Annotated in this window: 19 protein-coding genes; 16 read left to right on the top strand and 3 right to left on the bottom strand. The window is 73.6% G+C overall.

The features are described 5' to 3' along the window. Window positions 1–9 precede the first annotated feature (9 nt). From ACFVYI_RS24575 to ACFVYI_RS24555, 5 genes are all read left to right on the top strand, one after another. Window positions 10–1,551 carry an NAD(P)H-hydrate dehydratase gene (locus ACFVYI_RS24575; RefSeq protein ID WP_387889166.1) on the top strand — a complete coding sequence of 514 codons (1,542 nt, stop codon included), beginning with the start codon at window positions 10–12 and terminating at the stop codon, window positions 1,549–1,551. 780 nt (window positions 1,552–2,331) lie between these two features. Continuing rightward, window positions 2,332–3,528, top strand: a complete 1,197-nt coding sequence (gene alr, locus ACFVYI_RS24570) for an alanine racemase (RefSeq protein WP_387889164.1) — start codon at window positions 2,332–2,334, stop codon at window positions 3,526–3,528. Further along, window positions 3,525–4,946 carry an alpha/beta fold hydrolase gene (locus ACFVYI_RS24565; RefSeq protein ID WP_387889161.1) on the top strand — a complete coding sequence of 474 codons (1,422 nt, stop codon included), beginning with the start codon at window positions 3,525–3,527 and terminating at the stop codon, window positions 4,944–4,946. Before alr ends, ACFVYI_RS24565 begins: the two co-directional genes overlap by 4 nt. A 277-nt stretch (window positions 4,947–5,223) precedes the next feature. After that, window positions 5,224–5,721, top strand: coding sequence for a tRNA (adenosine(37)-N6)-threonylcarbamoyltransferase complex ATPase subunit type 1 TsaE (tsaE, locus tag ACFVYI_RS24560; protein WP_387889158.1), 498 nt, complete (start codon window positions 5,224–5,226; stop codon window positions 5,719–5,721). Window positions 5,722–5,822: 101 nt separating this feature from the next. Then, a complete protein-coding gene (locus ACFVYI_RS24555; protein ID WP_387889156.1) occupies window positions 5,823–6,020 on the top strand; it encodes a hypothetical protein in 198 nt (65 codons plus the stop codon). Between the two features lie 98 nt (window positions 6,021–6,118). On the opposite strand, the gene ACFVYI_RS24550 is transcribed toward ACFVYI_RS24555, so the two are convergent. Next, window positions 6,119–6,691: a hypothetical protein gene (locus ACFVYI_RS24550; RefSeq protein WP_387889244.1), complete on the bottom strand. Its 573-nt coding sequence runs from the start codon at window positions 6,689–6,691 to the stop codon at window positions 6,119–6,121. A gap of 174 nt (window positions 6,692–6,865) precedes the next feature. Between ACFVYI_RS24550 and tsaB the strand changes: the two genes are divergently transcribed. The 5 genes from tsaB to ACFVYI_RS24525 all read left to right on the top strand — a co-directional run bounded on the left by tsaB (window position 6,866) and on the right by ACFVYI_RS24525 (window position 10,412). Beyond that, complete coding sequence (gene tsaB / locus ACFVYI_RS24545; RefSeq protein WP_387889153.1) at window positions 6,866–7,522, top strand: tRNA (adenosine(37)-N6)-threonylcarbamoyltransferase complex dimerization subunit type 1 TsaB; 657 nt, start codon at window positions 6,866–6,868, stop codon at window positions 7,520–7,522. Window positions 7,523–7,581: 59 nt separating this feature from the next. Further along, window positions 7,582–8,076 (top strand): ribosomal protein S18-alanine N-acetyltransferase, encoded by a 495-nt coding sequence (gene rimI, locus ACFVYI_RS24540; RefSeq protein ID WP_387889241.1) that lies wholly within the window; start codon window positions 7,582–7,584, stop codon window positions 8,074–8,076. After that, window positions 8,069–9,157, top strand: coding sequence for a tRNA (adenosine(37)-N6)-threonylcarbamoyltransferase complex transferase subunit TsaD (tsaD, locus tag ACFVYI_RS24535; RefSeq protein ID WP_387889152.1), 1,089 nt, complete (start codon window positions 8,069–8,071; stop codon window positions 9,155–9,157). Before rimI ends, tsaD begins: the two co-directional genes overlap by 8 nt. Further along, on the top strand, window positions 9,154–9,417 hold the full coding sequence (locus ACFVYI_RS24530; protein WP_387889149.1) for a hypothetical protein: 264 nt from the start codon (window positions 9,154–9,156) through the stop codon (window positions 9,415–9,417). Before tsaD ends, ACFVYI_RS24530 begins: the two co-directional genes overlap by 4 nt. 89 nt (window positions 9,418–9,506) lie before the next feature. Beyond that, window positions 9,507–10,412, top strand: coding sequence for a polysaccharide deacetylase family protein (locus ACFVYI_RS24525; RefSeq protein ID WP_387889147.1), 906 nt, complete (start codon window positions 9,507–9,509; stop codon window positions 10,410–10,412). 24 nt (window positions 10,413–10,436) lie between these two features. Here the strand turns inward: ACFVYI_RS24525 and ACFVYI_RS24520 are convergent, their stop codons facing one another. After that, window positions 10,437–11,612 (bottom strand): SAM-dependent methyltransferase, encoded by a 1,176-nt coding sequence (locus ACFVYI_RS24520; RefSeq protein ID WP_387889145.1) that lies wholly within the window; start codon window positions 11,610–11,612, stop codon window positions 10,437–10,439. 305 nt (window positions 11,613–11,917) lie between these two features. Here ACFVYI_RS24520 and groES point away from each other — a divergent pair, with 305 nt between their 5' ends. From groES to ACFVYI_RS24505, 3 genes are all read left to right on the top strand, one after another. Next, the gene (groES, locus tag ACFVYI_RS24515; RefSeq protein ID WP_014136232.1) at window positions 11,918–12,223 is read left to right on the top strand and encodes a co-chaperone GroES; all 306 of its coding nucleotides are present in this window, start codon (window positions 11,918–11,920) and stop codon (window positions 12,221–12,223) included. 133 nt (window positions 12,224–12,356) lie between these two features. Continuing rightward, window positions 12,357–13,985 (top strand): chaperonin GroEL, encoded by a 1,629-nt coding sequence (gene groL, locus ACFVYI_RS24510; RefSeq protein ID WP_387889144.1) that lies wholly within the window; start codon window positions 12,357–12,359, stop codon window positions 13,983–13,985. Between the two features lie 134 nt (window positions 13,986–14,119). Further along, window positions 14,120–15,127, top strand: coding sequence for a LysR family transcriptional regulator (locus ACFVYI_RS24505; protein WP_387889141.1), 1,008 nt, complete (start codon window positions 14,120–14,122; stop codon window positions 15,125–15,127). Between the two features lie 79 nt (window positions 15,128–15,206). Here the strand turns inward: ACFVYI_RS24505 and ACFVYI_RS24500 are convergent, their stop codons facing one another. Next, window positions 15,207–15,533 carry a WhiB family transcriptional regulator gene (locus ACFVYI_RS24500; RefSeq protein ID WP_360631553.1) on the bottom strand — a complete coding sequence of 109 codons (327 nt, stop codon included), beginning with the start codon at window positions 15,531–15,533 and terminating at the stop codon, window positions 15,207–15,209. A 559-nt stretch (window positions 15,534–16,092) separates the two neighbouring features. On the opposite strand from ACFVYI_RS24500, the gene ACFVYI_RS24495 reads away from it, so the two are divergent. The 3 genes from ACFVYI_RS24495 to guaB all read left to right on the top strand — a co-directional run bounded on the left by ACFVYI_RS24495 (window position 16,093) and on the right by guaB (window position 19,539). Beyond that, on the top strand, window positions 16,093–16,704 hold the full coding sequence (locus tag ACFVYI_RS24495) for a response regulator transcription factor (RefSeq protein WP_014136228.1): 612 nt from the start codon (window positions 16,093–16,095) through the stop codon (window positions 16,702–16,704). 488 nt (window positions 16,705–17,192) lie between these two features. Then, complete coding sequence (shbA, locus tag ACFVYI_RS24490; RefSeq protein ID WP_387889239.1) at window positions 17,193–17,777, top strand: RNA polymerase sigma factor ShbA; 585 nt, start codon at window positions 17,193–17,195, stop codon at window positions 17,775–17,777. A gap of 259 nt (window positions 17,778–18,036) precedes the next feature. After that, on the top strand, window positions 18,037–19,539 hold the full coding sequence (gene guaB, locus ACFVYI_RS24485; RefSeq protein WP_387889140.1) for an IMP dehydrogenase: 1,503 nt from the start codon (window positions 18,037–18,039) through the stop codon (window positions 19,537–19,539). Window positions 19,540–19,592 lie beyond the last annotated feature (53 nt).

The raw sequence follows: 19,592 nt of genomic DNA, 5'->3' as shown, positions 1-19,592 counted from the left end.
GGCTTTTGCATGCGCCGCGCTCACCGTGTCGAACAGGTCCGGGCCGCCGAGGCCGAACTGATGGCCCGACTGCCCGAGGGCACCCTGATGCAACGGGCCGCCGCAGGCCTCGCCGCCACCTGCGCCCGACTGCTGACGCGCCGTCGCGGCCGGGTGTACGGCAGCCGGGTCGTGGTGCTCGCGGGCAGCGGTGACAACGGGGGTGACGCGCTGTACGCCGGCGCGGCGCTGGCCCGGCGCGGCGCGCGGGTGACGGCGGTGCTGCTCGCGCCCGGGCGCGCCCACGCGGACGGGCTGGCGGCGCTGCGGGCGGCGCGCGGCCGGGTGGTGCTGGAACAGGAAGTCGGCATGGCCGACTTCTCGCGCGCCGACCTGGTGCTGGACGGCATCGTCGGGATCGGCGGGCGGGGCGGGCTGCGCCCGGAGGCGGAGCCGTACGCGCGGGCCGGGCGGCGCGGCGTGGTGGTGGCGGTGGACGTGCCCAGCGGGGTGGACGCCGACACCGGCGAGGTGACGGGTCCGGCGCTACGGGCGGACGTCACGGTCTGCTTCGGCACGTACAAGCCGGGGCTGCTGATCGACCCGGGCGCCTCGTACGCCGGTGCGGTGCAGCTGGTGGGGATCGGGCTGGACCTGCCGCCGGCCGAGGTGGAGGCCCTGCAGCACGCCGAGGTGGCGGCGCTGCTGCCGGTCCCGGGAACGGAGAGCGACAAGTACCGGCGCGGCGTGGTCGGGGTGGCGGCCGGCTCGGCGACGTACCCGGGGGCGGCCCTGCTGGCGGTCGCCGGCGCGCTGCACGGCGGGGCGGGCGCGGTGCGGTACGTCGGCACGGCGGCCGAGGAGGTGGTGCGACGGTTCCCGGAGGCCCTGGTCACCGAGGGCGGGCCGGCCGGAGCCGGGCGGGTGCAGGCCTGGGTGGTCGGCCCGGGCGGCGGGGAGGGGGCCCGGCAGGCGCTCGGCGAGGCGCTGGCGAGCGACGTGCCCGTCCTGGTGGACGCGGACGGGCTCACCGAACTGGGCCGGCTCGGCCCGCAGGCCCTGGCCGGGCGGACCGCGCCCACGCTGCTCACCCCGCACACCGGGGAGGCGGCCCGGCTGCTGGCGGGGGCGGGGGGCAGTGCACCGCCGGCCGCCGACGACCTGGCCGCCGCCCGGCTGGCCACCGCGCGCCGGCTCGCTGTCGCGTATCGGGCGACGGTGCTGCTGAAGGGCTCCACCACGGTGATCGCCGACCCGGGGGGCGCGGTGCGGGTCAATCCGACCGGGACGTCGTGGCTGGCGACGGCCGGGAGCGGCGACGTGCTCGCCGGGCTCGCCGGCTCCCTGCTGGCCACGGGGCTGCCCGTGCTGGACGCTGCCTCGGTGGCCGCCTACCTGCACGGCCTGGCCGGCCGCCACGCGGCGGGTGCGGGTGCAGTGGCGGGTGCGGGTGCGGGTGCGGGTGCGGTGGGTGTGGCGGGTGCTCCGGTCACGGCGCTGCAGGTGGCTGCCGCCCTGCCGGCGGTCTGGCGCGATGTGCGGGCTTCAGCGGAGGTTGTTGCGGAGGAATAGACCGACCGGTCTACATAGTGTGGGGGTGGGCCCGATTGGGTGGAGTGGGCAGTCGGGTGGGTCGACTTCTCGCGCAAGGCGGTGCAGGGGGCGGTGCTGCGGGTTGGGGGCCGGACTGTAGACCGGTCTACATATTTCGCGGGCGGGGTGGCGGGCGGGTCGCGGGGAGATGGTGGGGCGGGACTGGGAAGTCGGATGGGTCGACTTCCTGTGCGGGGTGGCGGGTGGGGACGGCTGAAGAGGTAGACCGGTCTACATATTCATCGCCCGGATGCGCCCGGTGGGGAGGGGGTTGGCGGCGGGTCTTCGCCTGGTGGAGTGGGAAGTCGGGTGGGCCGACTTCTCGTGCGGGGCGGTGTTGAGGGCCGATGCCGGAGCGGTGCTCGGGGGTGCTGCGAGCTGGGTTGAGAGGTAGACCGGTCTACATATTCGGTTGGGTTGGATGCCGGGCGGGTCTCGGGGCGGTAGCGGGCGCGGGAGTGGGAAGTCGGCTGGGGCGACTTCTCGTGCGGGCACGGGCACGGGCGCGGGCATCGGGCAGAGGGCGGTTCGGCCGGCCGGTGTGCTTCGCGCGTTGCGCCCGCTCCTTTGCCCCGTCCCCTCCTCCTCCCCTCCACCCCCTCCTCCTCTCCTCCCTTCCGCTCCCGGGAACCGGTGGTGCTTCGGGGGCGTCCGGGACGAGGTGGTGGGGTGTACGGGCTGGTCGGCGGGTGGGCGCCGGTCCGCCGCGCCGACGGGCCGTTCGGCGAGGACCATGAGACGTCTGGGAGACTGACCCTGATGACAACTGCGAACACGACCGGCACGGCCACCCTCACCGACGGCGTACGGGCCGAGGCGACCATCGATCTGGCCGCCCTGCGCGGCAACCTCGCCGCGCTGCGCGAGCGCGTCGGCGCCGCCACGGTGATGGCCACGGTCAAGGCGGACGCCTACGGCCACGGCGCGGTCCGCTGTGCCCGCGAGGCGGTCGCCGCAGGCATCGGGTGGCTGGGCACGGCGCTCCCGCAGGAGGCGCTGGCCCTGCGCGCCGCCGGGATCCGCCCCGACCAGGCCCGCATCCTCTGCTGGCTCTGGACACCGGGCGGCCCCTGGCGCGAGGCGCTGCTCGCCGACGTCGACGTCTCCGTCAGCGCCCAGTGGGCACTGGACGAGCTGCTCGCCGCCGTCCGGGCGACCGGCGTCCCGGCCCGGGTGCACCTGAAGGCCGACACCGGCCTCGGCCGCAACGGCTGCCAGCCGCACGACTGGCCCGAGCTGGTCGCCGCGGCCCGCCGTGCCGAGTCCGAGGGCCTGCTCGCGGTGGTCGGCGTCTGGTCGCACTTCGCGGCGGCCGACGAGCCGGGCCACCCCTCCATCCAGGCCCAGCTGGACGCGTTCCGCGAGGCGCTCGCGTATGCCGAGGCGGCCGGGCTGCGCCCTGCGGTCCGCCACCTCGCCAACTCGCCGGCCACCCTGCTGCTCCCGCAGTCGCACTACGACATGGTCCGTACCGGTCTGGCGATGTACGGGCTCTCGCCCGTCCCGGAGGTCGGCTCGCCGGCCGACTTCGGGCTGCGCCCGGTGATGGCGCTGACCGCCCGCCTGGCACTGGTCAAGCACGTCCCCGGTGGGCACGGCGTCAGCTACGGCCACCACTACACCACGCCGGGCCCGACCACCCTGGGCCTGGTCCCGGTCGGCTACAGCGACGGCGTCCCCCGGCACGCCAGCGGCACCGGCCCGGTGCAGATCGCGGGCAAGTGGCGCACGGTGGCCGGCCGGGTCGCGATGGACCAGTTCGTCGTCGACCTCGGTGGGGACACCCCCGCGGTCGGTGACGAGGTGCTGCTGTTCGGCAACGGCGAGCAGGGCGAGCCGACCGCCGAGGACTGGGGCCGGGCCTGCGGCACCATCTCCTACGAGATCGTGACCCGGATCGGTGCCCGGGTGCCGCGCCGCTACCTCGGTGCAGTCGCCGAGGGCCCGGCCGCATGAGCGAGGAGGCCGGCTCCGGGCCGGTCGCGGCGGTGGCCAAGGCGGCGGGTGCGGCCTCCGGAGTGAGCCGGGCCGGCCTGATCGGCATCTCGGTCGGCGTGGTCGCGGCCGGTGCGGCCGCCGGCGTGGCGATCGAGCGACTGACCGTCGGCCGGGCGACCCGTCGCCGGGCCCGCGCGGAGCTGGACGCCAACGCCCCGTACGGCTCGTTGCGCGGGCGTCCGTGCACGGTGGCCGCCGCGGACGGCACCGAGCTGTACGTCGAGCTGGACGGCACCGGTTGGCCCGAGCCCGTCCGGGGGCGCCCCGAAGCCCCGGTGCGCGGTGAGGACGGGACGGACGGCGAAACCGGTGCCGGCCCCGGCCGCCGCGGCTGGTTCGTCCGCCGCCGGGGGGACGGCGCGGGGGACGGCGCCGGGGGCGGCGAGGAGCCGGTCGACCGGAGCGGCCTGCCCGGCCTGCTGGGCGGCTCCGGCGCGCTGGTGCGGGCCGGGCGACGCTCGGGCCTCGGCCCCGCAGCCGCCGCCGTCGACCGACGCGAGCCGCTGACCGTGATCTTCTGCCACGGCTACTGCCTCAACCAGGACAGCTGGCACTTCCAGCGGGCCGCGCTGCGCGAGGGCATGCGGCTGGTCTTCTGGGACCAGCGCAGCCACGGCCGGTCCGAGCGCTCCCGCTCGTACCTGGCCGGTGAGCCCGCGAGCATCGACCAGCTGGGCGGGGACCTCAGGGCCGTGATCGAGGCCGTCGCGCCGACCGGTCCGCTCGTCCTGGTCGGCCACTCGATGGGCGGCATGACGGTGATGGCGCTGGCCGACCAGGACCCGGAGCTGTTCCGGGAGCGGGTCGCCGGGGTCGCGCTGATCGGCACGCTGGCGGGGGACTGGGAGGCCGTGACGCTCGGTCTGCCGGCGGTCGGCGCCAAGCTGTTCAAGAAGGTCGCGCCCGGGGTGATGAAGCTGCTCGGCCGTCAGGTCGAGCTGGTGGAGGCGACCAGGCGACTGGGCGCGGACGTCAGCGCCGTCTTCTACCGGAAGTTCTCCTTCGGGGGGAAGGACGTCGACCCGGGCGTGGTCCGGTTCGCCGAACAGCTGCTGGACGCCACCCCGATCGACGTGGTGGCCGAGTTCTACCCGGTCTTCGGCGCGCACGAGAAGACCGCCGCGCTGGCGGCCCTGCGGGGCATCCCCACCCTGGTGCTCGCCGGTACCAAGGACCTGCTGACCCCGCCCGCGCACAGCGAGGCGATGGCCGAACAACTGCCCGGCGCCGAGCTGCTCCTGGTGGAGGACGCCGGGCACCTGGTGATGCTGGAACGCCCCGACCTCGTCGACCAGCGCCTGGCCGCCCTGCTCAAGCAGGCGGTCGACTACCGCGGCGCGGCGCCGCTGCCGCCCTCGGTGGGGGCGTTGGAGTAGCCGCCCGGTGGCCCGGGTCCTCGCGCAGAGGGCCCGGGCCACTGGTGTGTGACGGCACTGCGGGCCCGGCCGCGTGACGGGCCGGAAGGAGGACCGCGGCGCTGTCCTGGGAACTGTCCGGGAGCGGGGCCCGGCTCGGGCGGCCGGTCGGGGCGGCAGAGCCGGGCCCTGCGGGCCGGGCCGGGCCCGGCGCACGGGCGGGCGGGGATGTGGCACGGTAGCGGAGGCGCCCGGCGGTCGGTGCGCCGCAGTACGGACCGAAGGGCTTGAAACGCGCATGGGCTCGCACGCCACTCTCACCGTCGCCACTCCCGAGCGGATGGGCCGGCTCGGCCGGGAGCTGGCCGCGTTGCTGCGGCCGGGGGACCTGGTGCTGCTCTCGGGCGAGCTCGGGGCGGGCAAGACCACGCTCACCCGGGGCCTGGGGGAGGGTCTCCAGGTGCGCGGGGCGGTCACCTCGCCGACCTTCGTGATCGCCCGGGTGCACCCGTCGCTGGTCGGCGGCCCGGCACTGGTGCACGTGGACGCGTACCGGCTGGGCGGGGACCTGGACGAGATGGAGGACCTCGACCTGGACGTCTCGCTGCCGGAGTCGGTGGTGGTGGTCGAGTGGGGCGAGGGCAAGGTCGAGCGGCTCGCCGAGGACCGGCTGGAGGTTCGGATCGAGCGTGCCATCGGCGGCGCGGCGGACGGGGACGACCTGGACCCGCGCCAGGTGCTGCTGACCGGGATCGGCCCGCGCTGGACCGGGGTGGAGCTGGCCGCGCTGGCCTGAGCCGACCGATGCCGACAGACTGTCGGGAAAGTGTTGCGGGCGGGGTGCCGGGCGTGATGGGATGGGCGCTGCGGTTAGGTCTGCCTAACTAGGGAGGCGCCATGTCGAGCACCACCCCCGCCCCGGAGCGCGCGCCGCGCGGTACCGGAGCCGGAGAGCCCGCCCGCAGCGTTCAGGGCGGGTCGATGCGTGCCCTGCTGGCCGCCTGTGCGGCCGCGGAGGCGGTTTCCACCCCGCCGGAGCGGCGTGAGAGCGCGACGCCCGCCGAGCCCGTGGCCGAAACCCGCCACGCGGCCTGACGCCGGGGCCGGCCCGCACACACCCGAACCGCGCACACCTGAACCGCACGCACCTGAGCGGGACGCGCCCGGAAGCCGCGCCCCCCAGGTCCGCGTCCTCAGGCGACCACGACGACCTTGGTGCCGTTCGGCGCGAAGTCCCAGATCAGCTGACCCTCGGGTCGACCGCTGCGGATGCCGCCGGTCTTGGCCTTCGGGTCGGCGGTCGGGGTGGCACCGTCCACCGCCGCGCTGAAGCCGAACACCACGCCGTTCTGCTGGGCGAAGCGCACCACGTGCTCGATCTGCCGGCCGTCCGTGCCGGTGGTGGTGGGCGTCCGGCTGTACACCGGGTAGCTGCCGGGGGTCGGCTCCACCGAGCCCGGGGTGACCGCGAAGGCGGCCACCACCTGCGGGTTCTTCCTGGGATCGACCAGCCAGACGTAGTGACCGCCGATCGAGTAGACGACCCGCAGCCCGCTGCCCGAGCTGGCCGGCAGTGTCGGGACGGTCGGGGTGGCCGAAGCGGTCGGGGTGGCCGAGGCGGACGGCCCGCTCGACGAGGCGGTCGTGCTCACGCTCGGCCGGGTGGCTCCCGCGCGGTCCTGAGCGCCGTTGGCCTGGAAGGCCAGCAGGCTCACCACCGCCAGGGCCCCCAGGGTCAGCCCGGTGACCACCACTCCAGGACCCATCTTCGCCACGTGTCGCTCCCACCGCCGTCCCGAAATCCGTCGGCCCCATCGTGCCAGGTCCACTCGCCCGCACCCGCACCACGTAGGACGTGTGTTCCGAACCCGGACGCCTTGTCGATCGGGCGGACCAAGACCGGCAGTGGGCCACGGCTCCGACCGGTCTAACCTTGACCCGTGCTGCTGCTCGCGTTCGACACCGCCACCCCCGCCGTCACCGCCGCCGTCCACGACGGCGCGGCCGTCCTGGCCGAGACCGACCAGGTCGACGCCAGGCGCCACGGTGAGCTGCTCCTTCCCGCCATCGACCGGGTGCTGCGGGAGGCCGGCGTCGACAAGCACCGGCTGACCGGCATCGCGGTGGGTGTCGGCCCCGGCCCCTACACGGGTCTGCGGGTCGGTCTGGTGACCGCCGCCGCGCTCGGCCACGCGCTGGGCGTACCGGTGCACGGCGTCTGCACCCTGGACGCGATCGCCCACCGGGCCCGCGCCGAGGGCCTCGCCGGGCAGCCGTTCACGGTGGCGACCGACGCGCGGCGCAAGGAGGTCTACTGGGCCTCGTACGACGCGGACGGCCGCCGCACCGAGGGCCCCGCCGTGGACCGCCCGGCCGAGCTGGCACCGCAGCCGCGGGCCGTCGGCGCCGGCGCGCTGCTGTACCCGGAGGCGTTCCCGGGCGCGCACGGGCCGGAGCACGTCTCGGCCGGCGCGCTGGCCGACTTCGCGGCCGCCGAGCTGGCCGCCGGCCGTGAGCTGCTGCCCAACGTGCCGCTCTACCTGCGCCGCCCGGACGCCCAGGTGCCCGCCGGCTACAAGGCGGTGCTCCCGGCGTGACCGGCCCGAACGGCCCGAACGGCGTGACCGGCCCGAACGGCGGCGCCGCCCTGCGCCCGATGCGCTGGTGGGACATCGCCCCGGTGATGGAGCTGGAGCTGGAGCTCTTCCCCGAGGACGCCTGGTCCACCGGGATGTACTGGTCCGAGCTGGCCGAGGCCCACCCCGGTGGCACCCGCCACTACACGGTCGCCACCGCCGCCGACGGCGCGATCGTCGGTTACGCCGGGCTGATGGCGGTGGCCGGCGAGGGCGACGTGCAGACCATCGCCGTCGACCGGCGGCACCAGGGCACCGGCCTCGGCGCGGCGCTGCTCACCGACCTGATCCGGGAGGCCGCCCGGCGCGACTGCGCCGAGCTGCTGCTGGAGGTGCGGGTGGACAACCCGCGCGCCCAGCGGCTCTACGAGCGCTTCGGCTTCGAACCGGTCGGCATCCGGCGCAACTACTACCAGCCGGCCGGCATCGACGCGCTGGTGATGCGCCTCGACAACCCCAGTCTCGACAACCCCAGTACTGACCCGAAGGACCCGAAGGAAGACCGCCATGGCTGACGAACCGCTCGTCCTCGGCATCGAGACCTCCTGCGACGAGACCGGCGTCGGCATCGTGCGCGGCACCACCCTGCTCGCCGACGCGGTGGCCTCCAGCGTCAACGACCACGCCCGGTTCGGCGGTGTGGTGCCCGAGATCGCCAGCCGCGCGCACCTGGAGGCGATGGTCCCGACCATCCAGCGCGCGCTGGACACCGCCGGCATCAAGGCGAGTGACCTGGACGGCATCGCCGTCACCGCCGGCCCGGGCCTGGCGGGTGCGCTGCTGGTCGGCGTGAGCGCCGCCAAGGCCTACGCCTGGGCGCTGGACAAGCCGCTCTACGGCGTCAACCACCTGGCCTCGCACATCTGCGTGGACCAGTTGGAGCACGGCCGCCTGCCCTCGCCGACGATGGCCCTGCTGGTCTCCGGCGGGCACTCCTCGCTGCTGCTCAGCGAGGACATCACCAGCGACGTCCGTCCGCTCGGCGCGACCATCGACGACGCGGCCGGCGAGGCCTTCGACAAGGTCGCCCGGGTGCTCGGCCTGGGCTTCCCCGGCGGCCCGGTGGTCGACCGCACCGCCCGCGAGGGCGACCGCAAGGCGATCGCCTTCCCGCGCGGTCTGAGCGGCCCGAAGGACCCGGCGTACGACTTCTCGTTCTCCGGCCTGAAGACCGCCGTCGCCCGCTGGGTGGAGGCCAGGCGCCGGGCCGGCGAGGAGGTGCCGATCGCCGATGTGGCGGCCTCGTTCCAGGAGGCGGTCACCGACGTGCTGACCCGCAAGGCGGTCAGGGCCTGCAAGGACAACGGCGTCGACCACCTGATGATCGGCGGCGGGGTGGCGGCCAACTCGCGGCTGCGCGAGATGGCCCAGCAGCGCTGCGACAAGGCGGGCATCCGGCTGCGGGTGCCGCGTCCGGGCCTGTGCACCGACAACGGCGCGATGGTCGCCGCGCTGGGGTCCGAGATGGTCTGGCGCGACCGCGCGCCCTCGGCCTTCGACCTCTCGGCCGACTCCTCGCTGCCCGTCACCGAGGTCCACGTCCCGCACACGGACGTGCACGGCCAGGCGTACCAGGCACTGGGCGGCGGGCGGTGACCACCACCGCCGTGATGTGGGAGGCGCGGGCCGCCGACGGCCGCGGCGCCGAGCTGTCCGGCTGGGTCCGCGAGGTCGCGCTGCCCGCGCTGCGCGGCTCGGCCGGCCTGGTCCGCACCGAGCTGTTCGGTGCGCCGGGCGAGCGCGTGCTGCTGATCACCTGGTGGACGGCGGAGCCGGTGGCGCTCGCCGAGCCGCCCGCCGAGCTGATCGGCCGTCCGGTGCACCGCTGGTCCTTCGTCAGCGAGCATCTGGAGTAGCCGTTCGCAAGCTCGTCCTGGAACCGAACAGCTGACCGTTACCGTGCATAGCTGAGGAACAGCTGGACGGTACCGGGGAGCGCGGCGCGGTGAAGTGGCACGGGCGGGGCAGGACGAGGACGTACGCGGTGGGGGCGCTGGCCCTGCTGGCCGCCGCCACCGGCTGTGGCAGCGGCGGTGCGGGCGCCGGGCCGGCGGCCACGGCCGCCACGACGCCGGCGGCCGCGGCCACCGCACCGCGGACGGCGCCCGCGGCGAGCCCGACGCCGGCCGCGGCGCCCGCCGGCGGGGACGCGGCGGCCTGGGCGAAGTGGAACCTCAAGCCGTTGCCGCCCGCTCCCGCGGCGCCCGCGGACAAGCCGGTCAAGCTCGAACGGACCGGTGCCGTGCCGGTGTTCAGCGAGGTGAGGACCACCGACAAGGTCGTCTTCGTCACCATCGACGACGGCGCCGAGAAGGACCCGAAGTTCGTCGAGATGCTGACCGACCTCAAGGTGCCGATCTCGATGTTCCTGACCCGGGACATCGTCAAGGAGAACTACGGCTACTTCAAGCCGCTCCAGGCGCTCGGCAACCACATCCACAACCACACCGTGGACCACGCCCAGATGAGCAAGGTCGCGCCGGAGAAGCAGAAGTCCGAGATCTGCGACGCCCAGTCCGCGCTGACCCAGCAGTACGGCAGCGCGCCGTTGCTGTTCCGCCCGCCGTACGGGGACGGCGCCAGCACCGCGGCGCTGAACACCTCGGTGCAGCAGTGCGGGCCGCGCGCGATCGTGCTCTGGCGCGAGTCGATGCAGATCCACGACATGCAGTACCAGGCGGCGGACAAGAAGCTGCGGCCCGGCGACATCGTGCTCGCCCACTTCCGGGGGCCGAAGGACCTCAAGGGCGAGACGATGACGCAGATGTTCGGGGAACTGCTGGCCCGCATCCAGGAGCAGGGTTTCGCGGTGGCCCGGCTGGAGGACTACATCCAGGCGCCCGCCACCTGACCGGGCCGCGCACCCGATCGGGCGCTACGGGAGCGCCACCGGCCGGCCGAGCATCATCAGCGGGCCGTGGTCGGTGCGGCAGAGGATCACCGTGACGCTGTTCGGCCCGCTCGGCTTCAGCTGGCGGCGCAGGTCCTCCGGGGTGATCGCCATCCCGCGCTTCTTGATCACCACGGTGCCGACGGCCCGCTCGCGCAGCAGCGCCTTCAGCTTCTTGATGTGGAACGGCAGCACGTCGGTCAGCTCGAAGGCGTGCGCGTACGGGGTGGCGACCAACCGGTCCGAGGTGATGTAGGCGATCTTCGGGTCGATCAGCCGGCCGTGCACCTGCCCGGCCACCTCGGCGACCAGGTGGGCCCTGATCACCGCGCCGTCCGGCTCGTAGAGGTAGCGGCCGACCGGCCCGGCCGGCGGGTCGGGCAGGTCGCCGCCGGTCAGCGAGGCGCCGTGCGGCAGCAGGGTGGCGCGGTGCGGGCGCGCGGCTCCGGTGCCGAACCAGAGCACCGCCTCCTTGACGTCGCCGTGGTCGGAGACCCACTCGGCCTCCGCGTCGGCCGGCACGGCCTCGTGCGGAATGCCCGGGGCCACCTTGAGCGCGCCGATTGGGGTGCGCCGGCCGGCCTCGATCGCCCAGGAGAGCGGCGGGGCGTACGCCTCGGGGTCGAACACCCGGCCGCGCGCGGTGCGGCGGGCCGGGTCGGTGAAGACCGCGTCGTAGCCGGTGACGTCGACGTCGGCGACGTCCGCGCACCGCACCTCGACGAGGTCCGCCAGGCCCAGCGCGGCGGCGTTGGCGGCGGTGGCCGCGCAGGCCGCCGGGTCCTTGTCGACGGCGAGCACCTCGATGCCGGCCCGGGCCAGCGCGAGGACGTCCCCGCCGATCCCGCAGCAGAGGTCGGCCAGCCGGCGCACGCCCAGGTCGGCGAAGCGCCGGGCCCGCCACTCGGCGACGCTGCGCCGGGTGGACTGCTCGACGCCGTTGGGCGTGAAGTACATCAGGTCGGCGTCCGCGCCGAACTTCGCCCGCGCCCGCTGCCGCAGCCGGGCCTGCCAGAACGCGGCCGAGACCAGTTCCGCCGAGTGCTCCCGGCGCAGCCTGGTCGCCAGTGCGAGCTCCTCCTCGGGCGCGAACTCGCGCAGTTCGGCGAGCAGGGACTGACCCTCGGGGGTCAGCAGGGGCTGCAGGTTCTCGGTCTCCACCCGGTCATTCTCCCCGGTCGGGGCGTCCGCCCGCCCGGAGCGGGCGGGTGGCGGAGCGGGGAGCGGGCGGGTGGCGGCCGCGGCATCGCACAGCAGTACGGCCGGGTACCCGCCGTCCGAACCGTTCGGGCGCGCCGTTGGCACTCTGGTTGACTGAGTGCTAACCGCGGCCTATGGTCGTCCTTGGCACTCTCCACCAGGAGAGTGCTAACGCGAAGAAGCGTGTCTGACCCCCGCGACGGCAGGCCCGCAGGTTCGCCACTACCCGTTAGACAACCCCGTAATCTCCGAAGGGGAGCTCGGACGTGACCACCAGCAGCAAGGTTGCCATCAAGCCGCTCGAGGACCGCATTGTGGTCCAGCCGCTCGACGCCGAGACCACCACGGCCTCCGGCCTGGTTATCCCGGACACCGCCAAGGAGAAGCCCCAGGAGGGCGTCGTCCTGGCTGTCGGCCCGGGCCGCTTCGAGGACGGCCAGCGTCTGCCGCTCGACGTCGCCGTCGGTGACATCGTCCTGTACTCGAAGTACGGCGGCACCGAGGTGAAGTACCAGGGCGAGGAGTACCTCGTCCTCTCGGCGCGCGACGTTCTCGCCATCATCGAGAAGTAAGCAGCACCGAGAAGTAAGACGTTCCAGCCCGCCCCGGATCCGTGTCCCAGTGACAGGGGCCCGGGGCGTGGTTGTTGGTTCACGTAAGTCCGGTGGCCGGCGTGCCGGCCGCAGCCCCGAGGGAATAGGGAACATGGCGAAGATCCTGCAGTTCGACGAGGACGCCCGCCGCTCGCTGGAGCGCGGTGTCAACAAGCTGGCCGACACCGTCAAGGTGACCATCGGCCCCAAGGGCCGCAACGTCGTCATCGACAAGAAGTTCGGTGCCCCGACGATCACCAACGACGGCGTCACCATCGCGCGTGAGGTCGAGCTGGACGACCCGTACGAGAACCTTGGCGCGCAGCTCGTCAAGGAGGTCGCCACCAAGACCAACGACGTCGCGGGTGACGGCACCACGACCGCCACCGTGCTGGCCCAGGCCCTGGTCAACGAGGGTCTGCGCAACGTCGCCGCCGGTGCCGGCCCGGCCGCCCTGAAGAAGGGCATCGACAAGGCCGTCGCCGCCGTCTCCGAGCACCTGCTCTCCATCGCCCGCGAGATCGAGGGCAAGGACGACGTCGCCGCCGTCGCGTCCCTCTCCGCGCAGGACACCCAGGTCGGCGAGCTGATCGCCGAGGCGATCGACAAGGTCGGCAAGGACGGTGTCATCACCGTCGAGGAGTCCAACACCTTCGGTGTGGAGCTGGACTTCACCGAGGGCATGCAGTTCGACAAGGGCTACCTGTCGCCGTACTTCGTCACCGACGCGGAGCGGCAGGAGGCGGTCCTGGAGGACCCGTACATCCTGATCAACCAGGGCAAGATCTCCTCCATCCAGGAGCTGCTGCCGCTGCTGGAGAAGATCCTGCAGGGCGGTGCCTCGAAGCCGCTGCTGATCATCGCCGAGGACGTCGACGGCGAGGCGCTGTCCACCCTCGTGGTGAACAAGATCCGCGGCACCTTCAACGCGGTCGCCGTCAAGGCCCCGGGCTTCGGTGACCGCCGCAAGGCGATCCTGGGCGACCTGGCCACCCTGACCGGTGCCACCGTCATCTCCGAGGAGGTCGGCCTCAAGCTCGACCAGGCCGGTCTGGACGTGCTGGGCACCGCCCGCCGCGTGACCATCACCAAGGACGAGACCACCGTCGTCGACGGTGCCGGTGACAGCGAGGCCGTGGCCGGCCGCGTCGCCCAGATCAAGGGCGAGATCGCCAACACGGACTCCGACTGGGACCGCGAGAAGCTGCAGGAGCGCCTGGCCAAGCTGGCCGGCGGCGTCTGCGTCATCAAGGTCGGCGCCGCCACCGAGGTGGAGCTGAAGGAGCGCAAGCACCGCCTGGAGGACGCCATCTCGGCGACCCGTGCCGCGGTCGAGGAGGGCATCGTCGCCGGTGGTGGCGCCTCCCTCGTCCACGCCGCCAAGGTGCTGGAGGGCGGCCTGGGCCTGGAGGGCGACGAGGCGACCGGTGTCGCGGTCGTCCGCAAGGCGCTCGCCGAGCCGCTGCGCTGGATCGCCCAGAACGCCGGCCTCGAGGGTTACGTCATCACCCACAAGGTCGCCGAGCTGGAGGCCGGTCACGGCTTCAACGCCGCCACCGGTGAGTACGGCGACCTGCTGAAGGCCGGCGTCATCGACCCGGTCAAGGTCACCCGCTCCGCGCTGGAGAACGCCGCGTCGATCGCCTCCCTGCTGCTCACCACCGAGACCCTCGTGGTGGAGAAGAAGGAAGAGGAGGCCGACAACGGCCACTCGCACGGTGGTCACGGCCACTCCCACTGACGCCTGATCAGTGACCGCAGGCCCGGTCCGCGCCCCTCGGGGGTACGGGCCGGGCCTGCGGCGTGTCCGCGCGTTTCACTCTTCAACTATCAGTTGAATTTTGCATAACGCAAAGATTGCCTTATAACTGAGGCATGATCGAGGCCCGCCATCTGCGCGTACTGCGTGCTGTCGCCCGCACCGGCTCCTTCTCCGCCGCCGCCCGTGAACTGGGCTGTACGCAGCCCGCCATCAGCCAGCAGATGAAGGCCCTGGAGAAGTCCGTGGACACCCCGCTGGTGGTCCGTTCGGGGCGCGGCATGCAGCTGAGCGAGGCCGGGCGGGTGCTGCTCAAGCACGCCACCGGAATCCTGGCCGGGCTCTCCGCGGCCGAGGAGGAGGTCGCTGCGATCGCCGGACTGCGGGCCGGGCGGGTGCGGCTGGTCTCCTTCCCGACCGCGAGCTCCACCCTGGTGCCGCCGGCCGTCGCCCGGCTGCGGGACAGCCATCCGGGGGTGCGCGTGTCGCTGGTCGAGGCCGAGCCGCCGGAGTCGCTGGCGATGCTGCGCGGCGGCGAGTGCGAGATCGCGCTGGCCTTCCGCTATCCGCAGGCGCCCGGCGGCGCCCCGGCGCCCGCCCCCGCGCACGGCACGCCGCGCGAGGCCCGGGCCGAGGCCAACCTGGAGGCCCAGCAGCTCAGCGCCACCACCGACTGGTCCGATCTGGTGGTCACCCCGCTGCTGGACGACCCGCTGGTCGGCCTGCTGCCCGCCGCGCACCCGCTGGCGGGGCGCGGCGGCGGGCGCGGACCGGTGGAGCTCGCCGAGCTGGCGGGGGAGCAGTGGATCGCCGGCTGCCCGCAGTGCCGGGGGCACCTGGTGGAGCTCTGCGCGGGAGCGGGCTTCGAGCCCCGGATCGACTTCGCGACCGACGACTACCCGGCGGTGGTCGGCCTGGTGGCGGCCGGGCTCGGGGTGGCGGTGCTGCCGGGGCTGGCGCTGGAGTCGGTGCGCCCCGACGGCGTGTCGGAGGTGGCGGTGCGGACCGCCTCGGGGGCGCCGGCGGTGCGGCAGGTGGTCGCGCTGACCCTGCCGGACCTCGCCGAGGTGCCGGCGGTGGCGCTGATGCTGGAGCGGCTGGCGGGTGCGGCGGCCGGGCGCTGACCGGGCCCTCGGGCGGGCGGACCGGCGGCCCCGGGCGCTGTGAAGAAACGTTTCTTCATGGCGCGGAACGGGTGCGTGTCTAGCGCGACAGCCCCGTCGGTGCGACCAGCGGGACCTCCACCAGGCGGTTGCGCGAGCGGCCCATCATCTCCTCGCGCTCGTCCTCGGTGAGGCCTCCCCAGACGCCGTACGGTTCACGGACCGCCAGTGCGTGCGCCGCGCATTCGGTGCGTACCGGGCAGCGCATGCAGACCTCCTTGGCGCTCGCCTCGCGCGAGCTGCGCGCGGCGCCGCGCTCCCCCTCGGGGTGGAAGAAGAGCGAGCTGTCCACGCCGCGGCAGGCCGCGGAGAGCTGCCAGTCCCAGAGATCGGCGTTGGGGCCGGGGAGGCGGGAGAAATCTGCCATGGCTCATTCCCTTCAGAGGCTCGGCGGCCGCGGACCGGCCATCGGCGGGCTGGGCTGCGCGGCACGGCGAGGCTTCGATGCGCTGATGTGGACACCTGGAAATATGACTTACGGCAACTCCATGGACAAGTCACCCACAGAGTGGCACAACAGTCAATGACCATACAAAAGCTATAAAAACGGGCAAAGTGGGCATGGAGTTCGGCGGGCGCAGACGTGGCAATCGGGTGGTCGACGGGCGCACGACGCCCCGCACCGGCGTGCGGGTCGTGCGCCCACCGCGCACGAGCTGCACAAAAGTGCGGCGTGTGCACCGCGAGGTGGCTGATCGGTAACGGGTCGGCCACGTACAGTGGTGGAGATGGCCCTGAAAGCCGTAACTCATTCGAGTGACGGTCGTTGGAAGTGCGGAGGCGGTTAGCGGGCGCCGGACGTCGGGAACGATCGCGGGAAGTTCGGGCGATCGGTACGGAGTCCGTCGCCAATCGGCCGTGTCGGAGAGATTCGTACCAGCCAGGAGGCTCAACGTGACGCGGATCAGCTGCGGAGGACGACGGTCATGACTTCCGTTCTCGTTTGCGACGATTCCCCGCTCGCCCGCGAGGCGCTTCGCCGCGCGGTCGCGACCGTACCCGGCGTCGACCGGGTCACCACCGCGACGAACGGGGAGGAGGTCCTCCGCCGCTGGGTGGCCGACCGCTCCGATCTCGTTCTGATGGACGTCCGGATGCCCGGCCTCGGCGGGGTCGAGACGGTCCGGCGGCTGCTGTCCGCCGACCCGGGCGCGCGGATCATCATGCTCACCGTGGCGGAGGACCTCGACGGCGTCGCCCTCGCGGTGGCCGCCGGCGCCCGCGGGTACCTGCACAAGGACGCCTCGCGCGCCGAGCTGCGGGCCACCGTCACCCAGGCCCTCGCCGACCCGACCTGGCGGCTCGCCCCGCGCCGGCTGCGCAGCCCCGACATGGGCGCCGCGCCGACGCTGACGGCGCGTGAGATCCAGGTGCTGGAGGGCATGAGCCACGGCCGCAGCAACGCCGAGATCGGCCGCGAGCTCTTCCTCTCCGAGGACACCGTGAAGACCCACGCCCGACGGCTGTTCAAGAAGCTCGGCGCCTCGGACCGCGCGCACGCGGTGGCCCTGGGCTTCCGGTGGGGCCTGGTCCGCTGACCACCGCCGGTTCCGCCGGCCGCGGCGCGCTGGTCGCGGTTCCCTTCGCAGGGGCGTATGACGTTACGGTCCCGAGGTTGCACCATGGAGGTGTGGAGCACCTCGGGGACCAGCGGACAGGCACTGCGGCGAACCACGGAGCCGCGGGACACTCGGCGAACGGCGCGACGGACGGGACCACCGACGGCGGCGGGGCGGGAGGCGGCACGGTGCAGGAGGGGCCGGTGGTGCGCGGCGGCGCGGTGCCCGGCGCCGCACCGCATAACGTTCCGGTGCACAACTCCGGACGCGGTGCCGCGTTTTCCCGTTCGACCAGGCACCATGGACCGATGCGTGACGACGTTGCCGGTACTTCCGGCGAGGCTGACCCGGTGGAGGCCGAGCCCTCCGGACCGGGTCGCGATCAGTCGTACGCGGATCTCGGTGACGGCGAGCCCGGGCAGGGCCCCGAGCACGGCTCCGACGGGCCGGGCTCCGGTCGGGCCCCGGTGCTCGGCACCGGCGGCTCCCCGCTGGTCGGCGAGCTGGTCGCGGCTGCCGTCCGGGGCGAGGGCCCGGCGATCGACGCACTGCTCGCCTACGTGCACCCGCTGGCGCTCCGCTACTGCCGGGGCCGGCTGGTCCGGCTGCCGGGCGGGGCCCGGCACCACGTGGACGACGTCGCCCAGGAGGTCTGCGTCGCGGTGCTCTGCGCGCTGCCGCGCTACCGGGACCAGGGCCGCCCGTTCGAGGCCTTCGTCTACGGCATCGCCGCGCACAAGATCGCCGATCTGCAGCGGGCCGCGATGCGCGGTCCCGGCTCGACGGTCGTCCCGCAGGACGACCTGCCGGAGGTGCCGGACGAGGCGCTCGGCCCCGAGGAGCGGGCGCTGCTCAGCAGTGACGCGGCCTGGGCCAAGGAGCTGCTCTCCAACCTGCCGGCGCGTCAGCGCGAGCTGGTGCTGCTGCGGGTGGCCGCCGGGCTGTCGGCGGAGGAGACCGGAGAGGTGCTCGGGATGTCGCCCGGCGCGGTCCGGGTCGCCCAGCACCGGGCGCTCAGCCGGCTGCGGGCGCTCGCGGAGGAGTCCTCCTGATCGTCCGCCCTGGTGGGGGCTGGAATGGTCCACGGGCGGTGGGTGTTGTCAAGGGCACACGAGGACACATTCGCGGTGCCAGTACCATGGGGTATCGGCGCCTGGGCGGGTCGCCAAAGTTCCGTGGGTGCGAGCGGGGTTTCCCTGGAGGTTCCTCCAATGGCACCGAGCTTTCGGCGGCCTGAGCGAGTGAGCGATGGAGTGCGCCCCCACCCTCAGGGCGCGAGCGGATTAGGCCGGCCACGGAAGGTACCCCCAAATGTCCTACAACGCCGCAGGCGTACCCGAGAAGTTCGCGATGCTCGGGCTCACGTACGACGACGTGCTGCTGTTGCCCGGGGCCTCCGAGGTGCTGCCGAACCAGGTCGACACCTCCTCGCGGGTCTCCCGGAACGTGCGCGTCAACATCCCGCTGCTGTCCGCGGCGATGGACAAGGTCACCGAGGCGCGGATGGCGATCGCGATGGCCCGCCAGGGCGGCGTCGGCGTCCTGCACCGCAACCTCTCGGTCGAGGACCAGGCCAACCAGGTCGACCTGGTGAAGCGCTCCGAGTCCGGCATGGTCACCGACCCGATCACGGTCGGCCCGGAGACCACCCTGGCCGAGGCGGACGCGCTCTGTGCCAAGTTCCGGATCAGCGGCGTGCCGATCGCGGACGAGGCGGGCAAGCTGCTCGGCATCGTCACCAACCGTGACATGGCCTTCGAGTCTGACCGCAGCCGTCAGGTCCGCGAGATCATGACCCCGATGCCGCTGATCACCGGCAAGGTCGGCATCTCCGGCGAGGACGCGATCGGGCTGCTGCGTCGCCACAAGATCGAGAAGCTCCCGCTGGTGGACGACGAGGGCCGGATCAAGGGCCTGATCACCGTCAAGGACTTCGTCAAGGCCGAGAAGTACCCGAACGCCGCCAAGGACGCGGAGGGCCGGCTGCTGGTCGGCGCCGCCGTCGGCGCCAGCGCCGAGGCGTTCGACCGGGCCCAGGCCCTGGTCGAGGCGGGCGCGGACTTCCTGGTCGTGGACACCTCGCACGGCCACAGCCACAACGCGCTGGCCTGGATCGCCAAGATCAAGGCCGCCGTCGGCATCGACGTGGTCGGCGGCAACGTCGCCACCCGCGACGGCGCCCAGGCGCTGATCGACGCCGGCGTGGACGGCGTCAAGGTCGGTGTCGGCCCCGGCTCCATCTGCACCACCCGCGTGGTCGCCGGCATCGGCGTCCCGCAGGTCACCGCCATCTACGAGGCCGCGCTCGCGTGCCAGGCGGCCGGCGTGCCGGTGATCGGCGACGGCGGCCTGCAGTACTCCGGCGACATCGGCAAGGCGCTCGCCGCCGGTGCCGACACCGTGATGCTGGGCTCGCTGCTGGCCGGTTGCGAGGAGTCCCCGGGCGAGCTGCTGTTCATCAACGGCAAGCAGTTCAAGTCCTACCGCGGCATGGGCTCGCTGGGTGCGATGCAGTCCCGCGGGCAGGCGAGGTCCTTCTCCAAGGACCGGTACTTCCAGGGCGAGGTCACCTCGGACGAGAAGCTGATCGCCGAGGGCATCGAGGGTCAGGTGCCCTACCGCGGCCCGCTCTCCGCCGTGCTGTACCAGCTGGTCGGCGGGCTGCGGCAGACCATGGGCTACGTCGGCGCGGCCACCGTGGCCGAGATGGAGAGCAAGGGCCGGTTCGTCCGGATCACCTCGGCGGGCCTCAAGGAGAGCCACCCGCACGACATCCAGATGACCGTCGAGGCGCCGAACTACACCAGCCGCTGACACGTCGGACACTGAGGGGCCCGCAGCCGCGGGCCCCTCGCGCGTGTCCGCGG

It is taken from the genome of Kitasatospora sp. NPDC058218, from assembly GCF_042882445.1.
GTDB lineage: Bacteria > Actinomycetota > Actinomycetes > Streptomycetales > Streptomycetaceae > Kitasatospora.
Note: the sequence above shows the minus strand (reverse complement) of the source record. Positions and strands in the feature narration are given on the sequence as shown.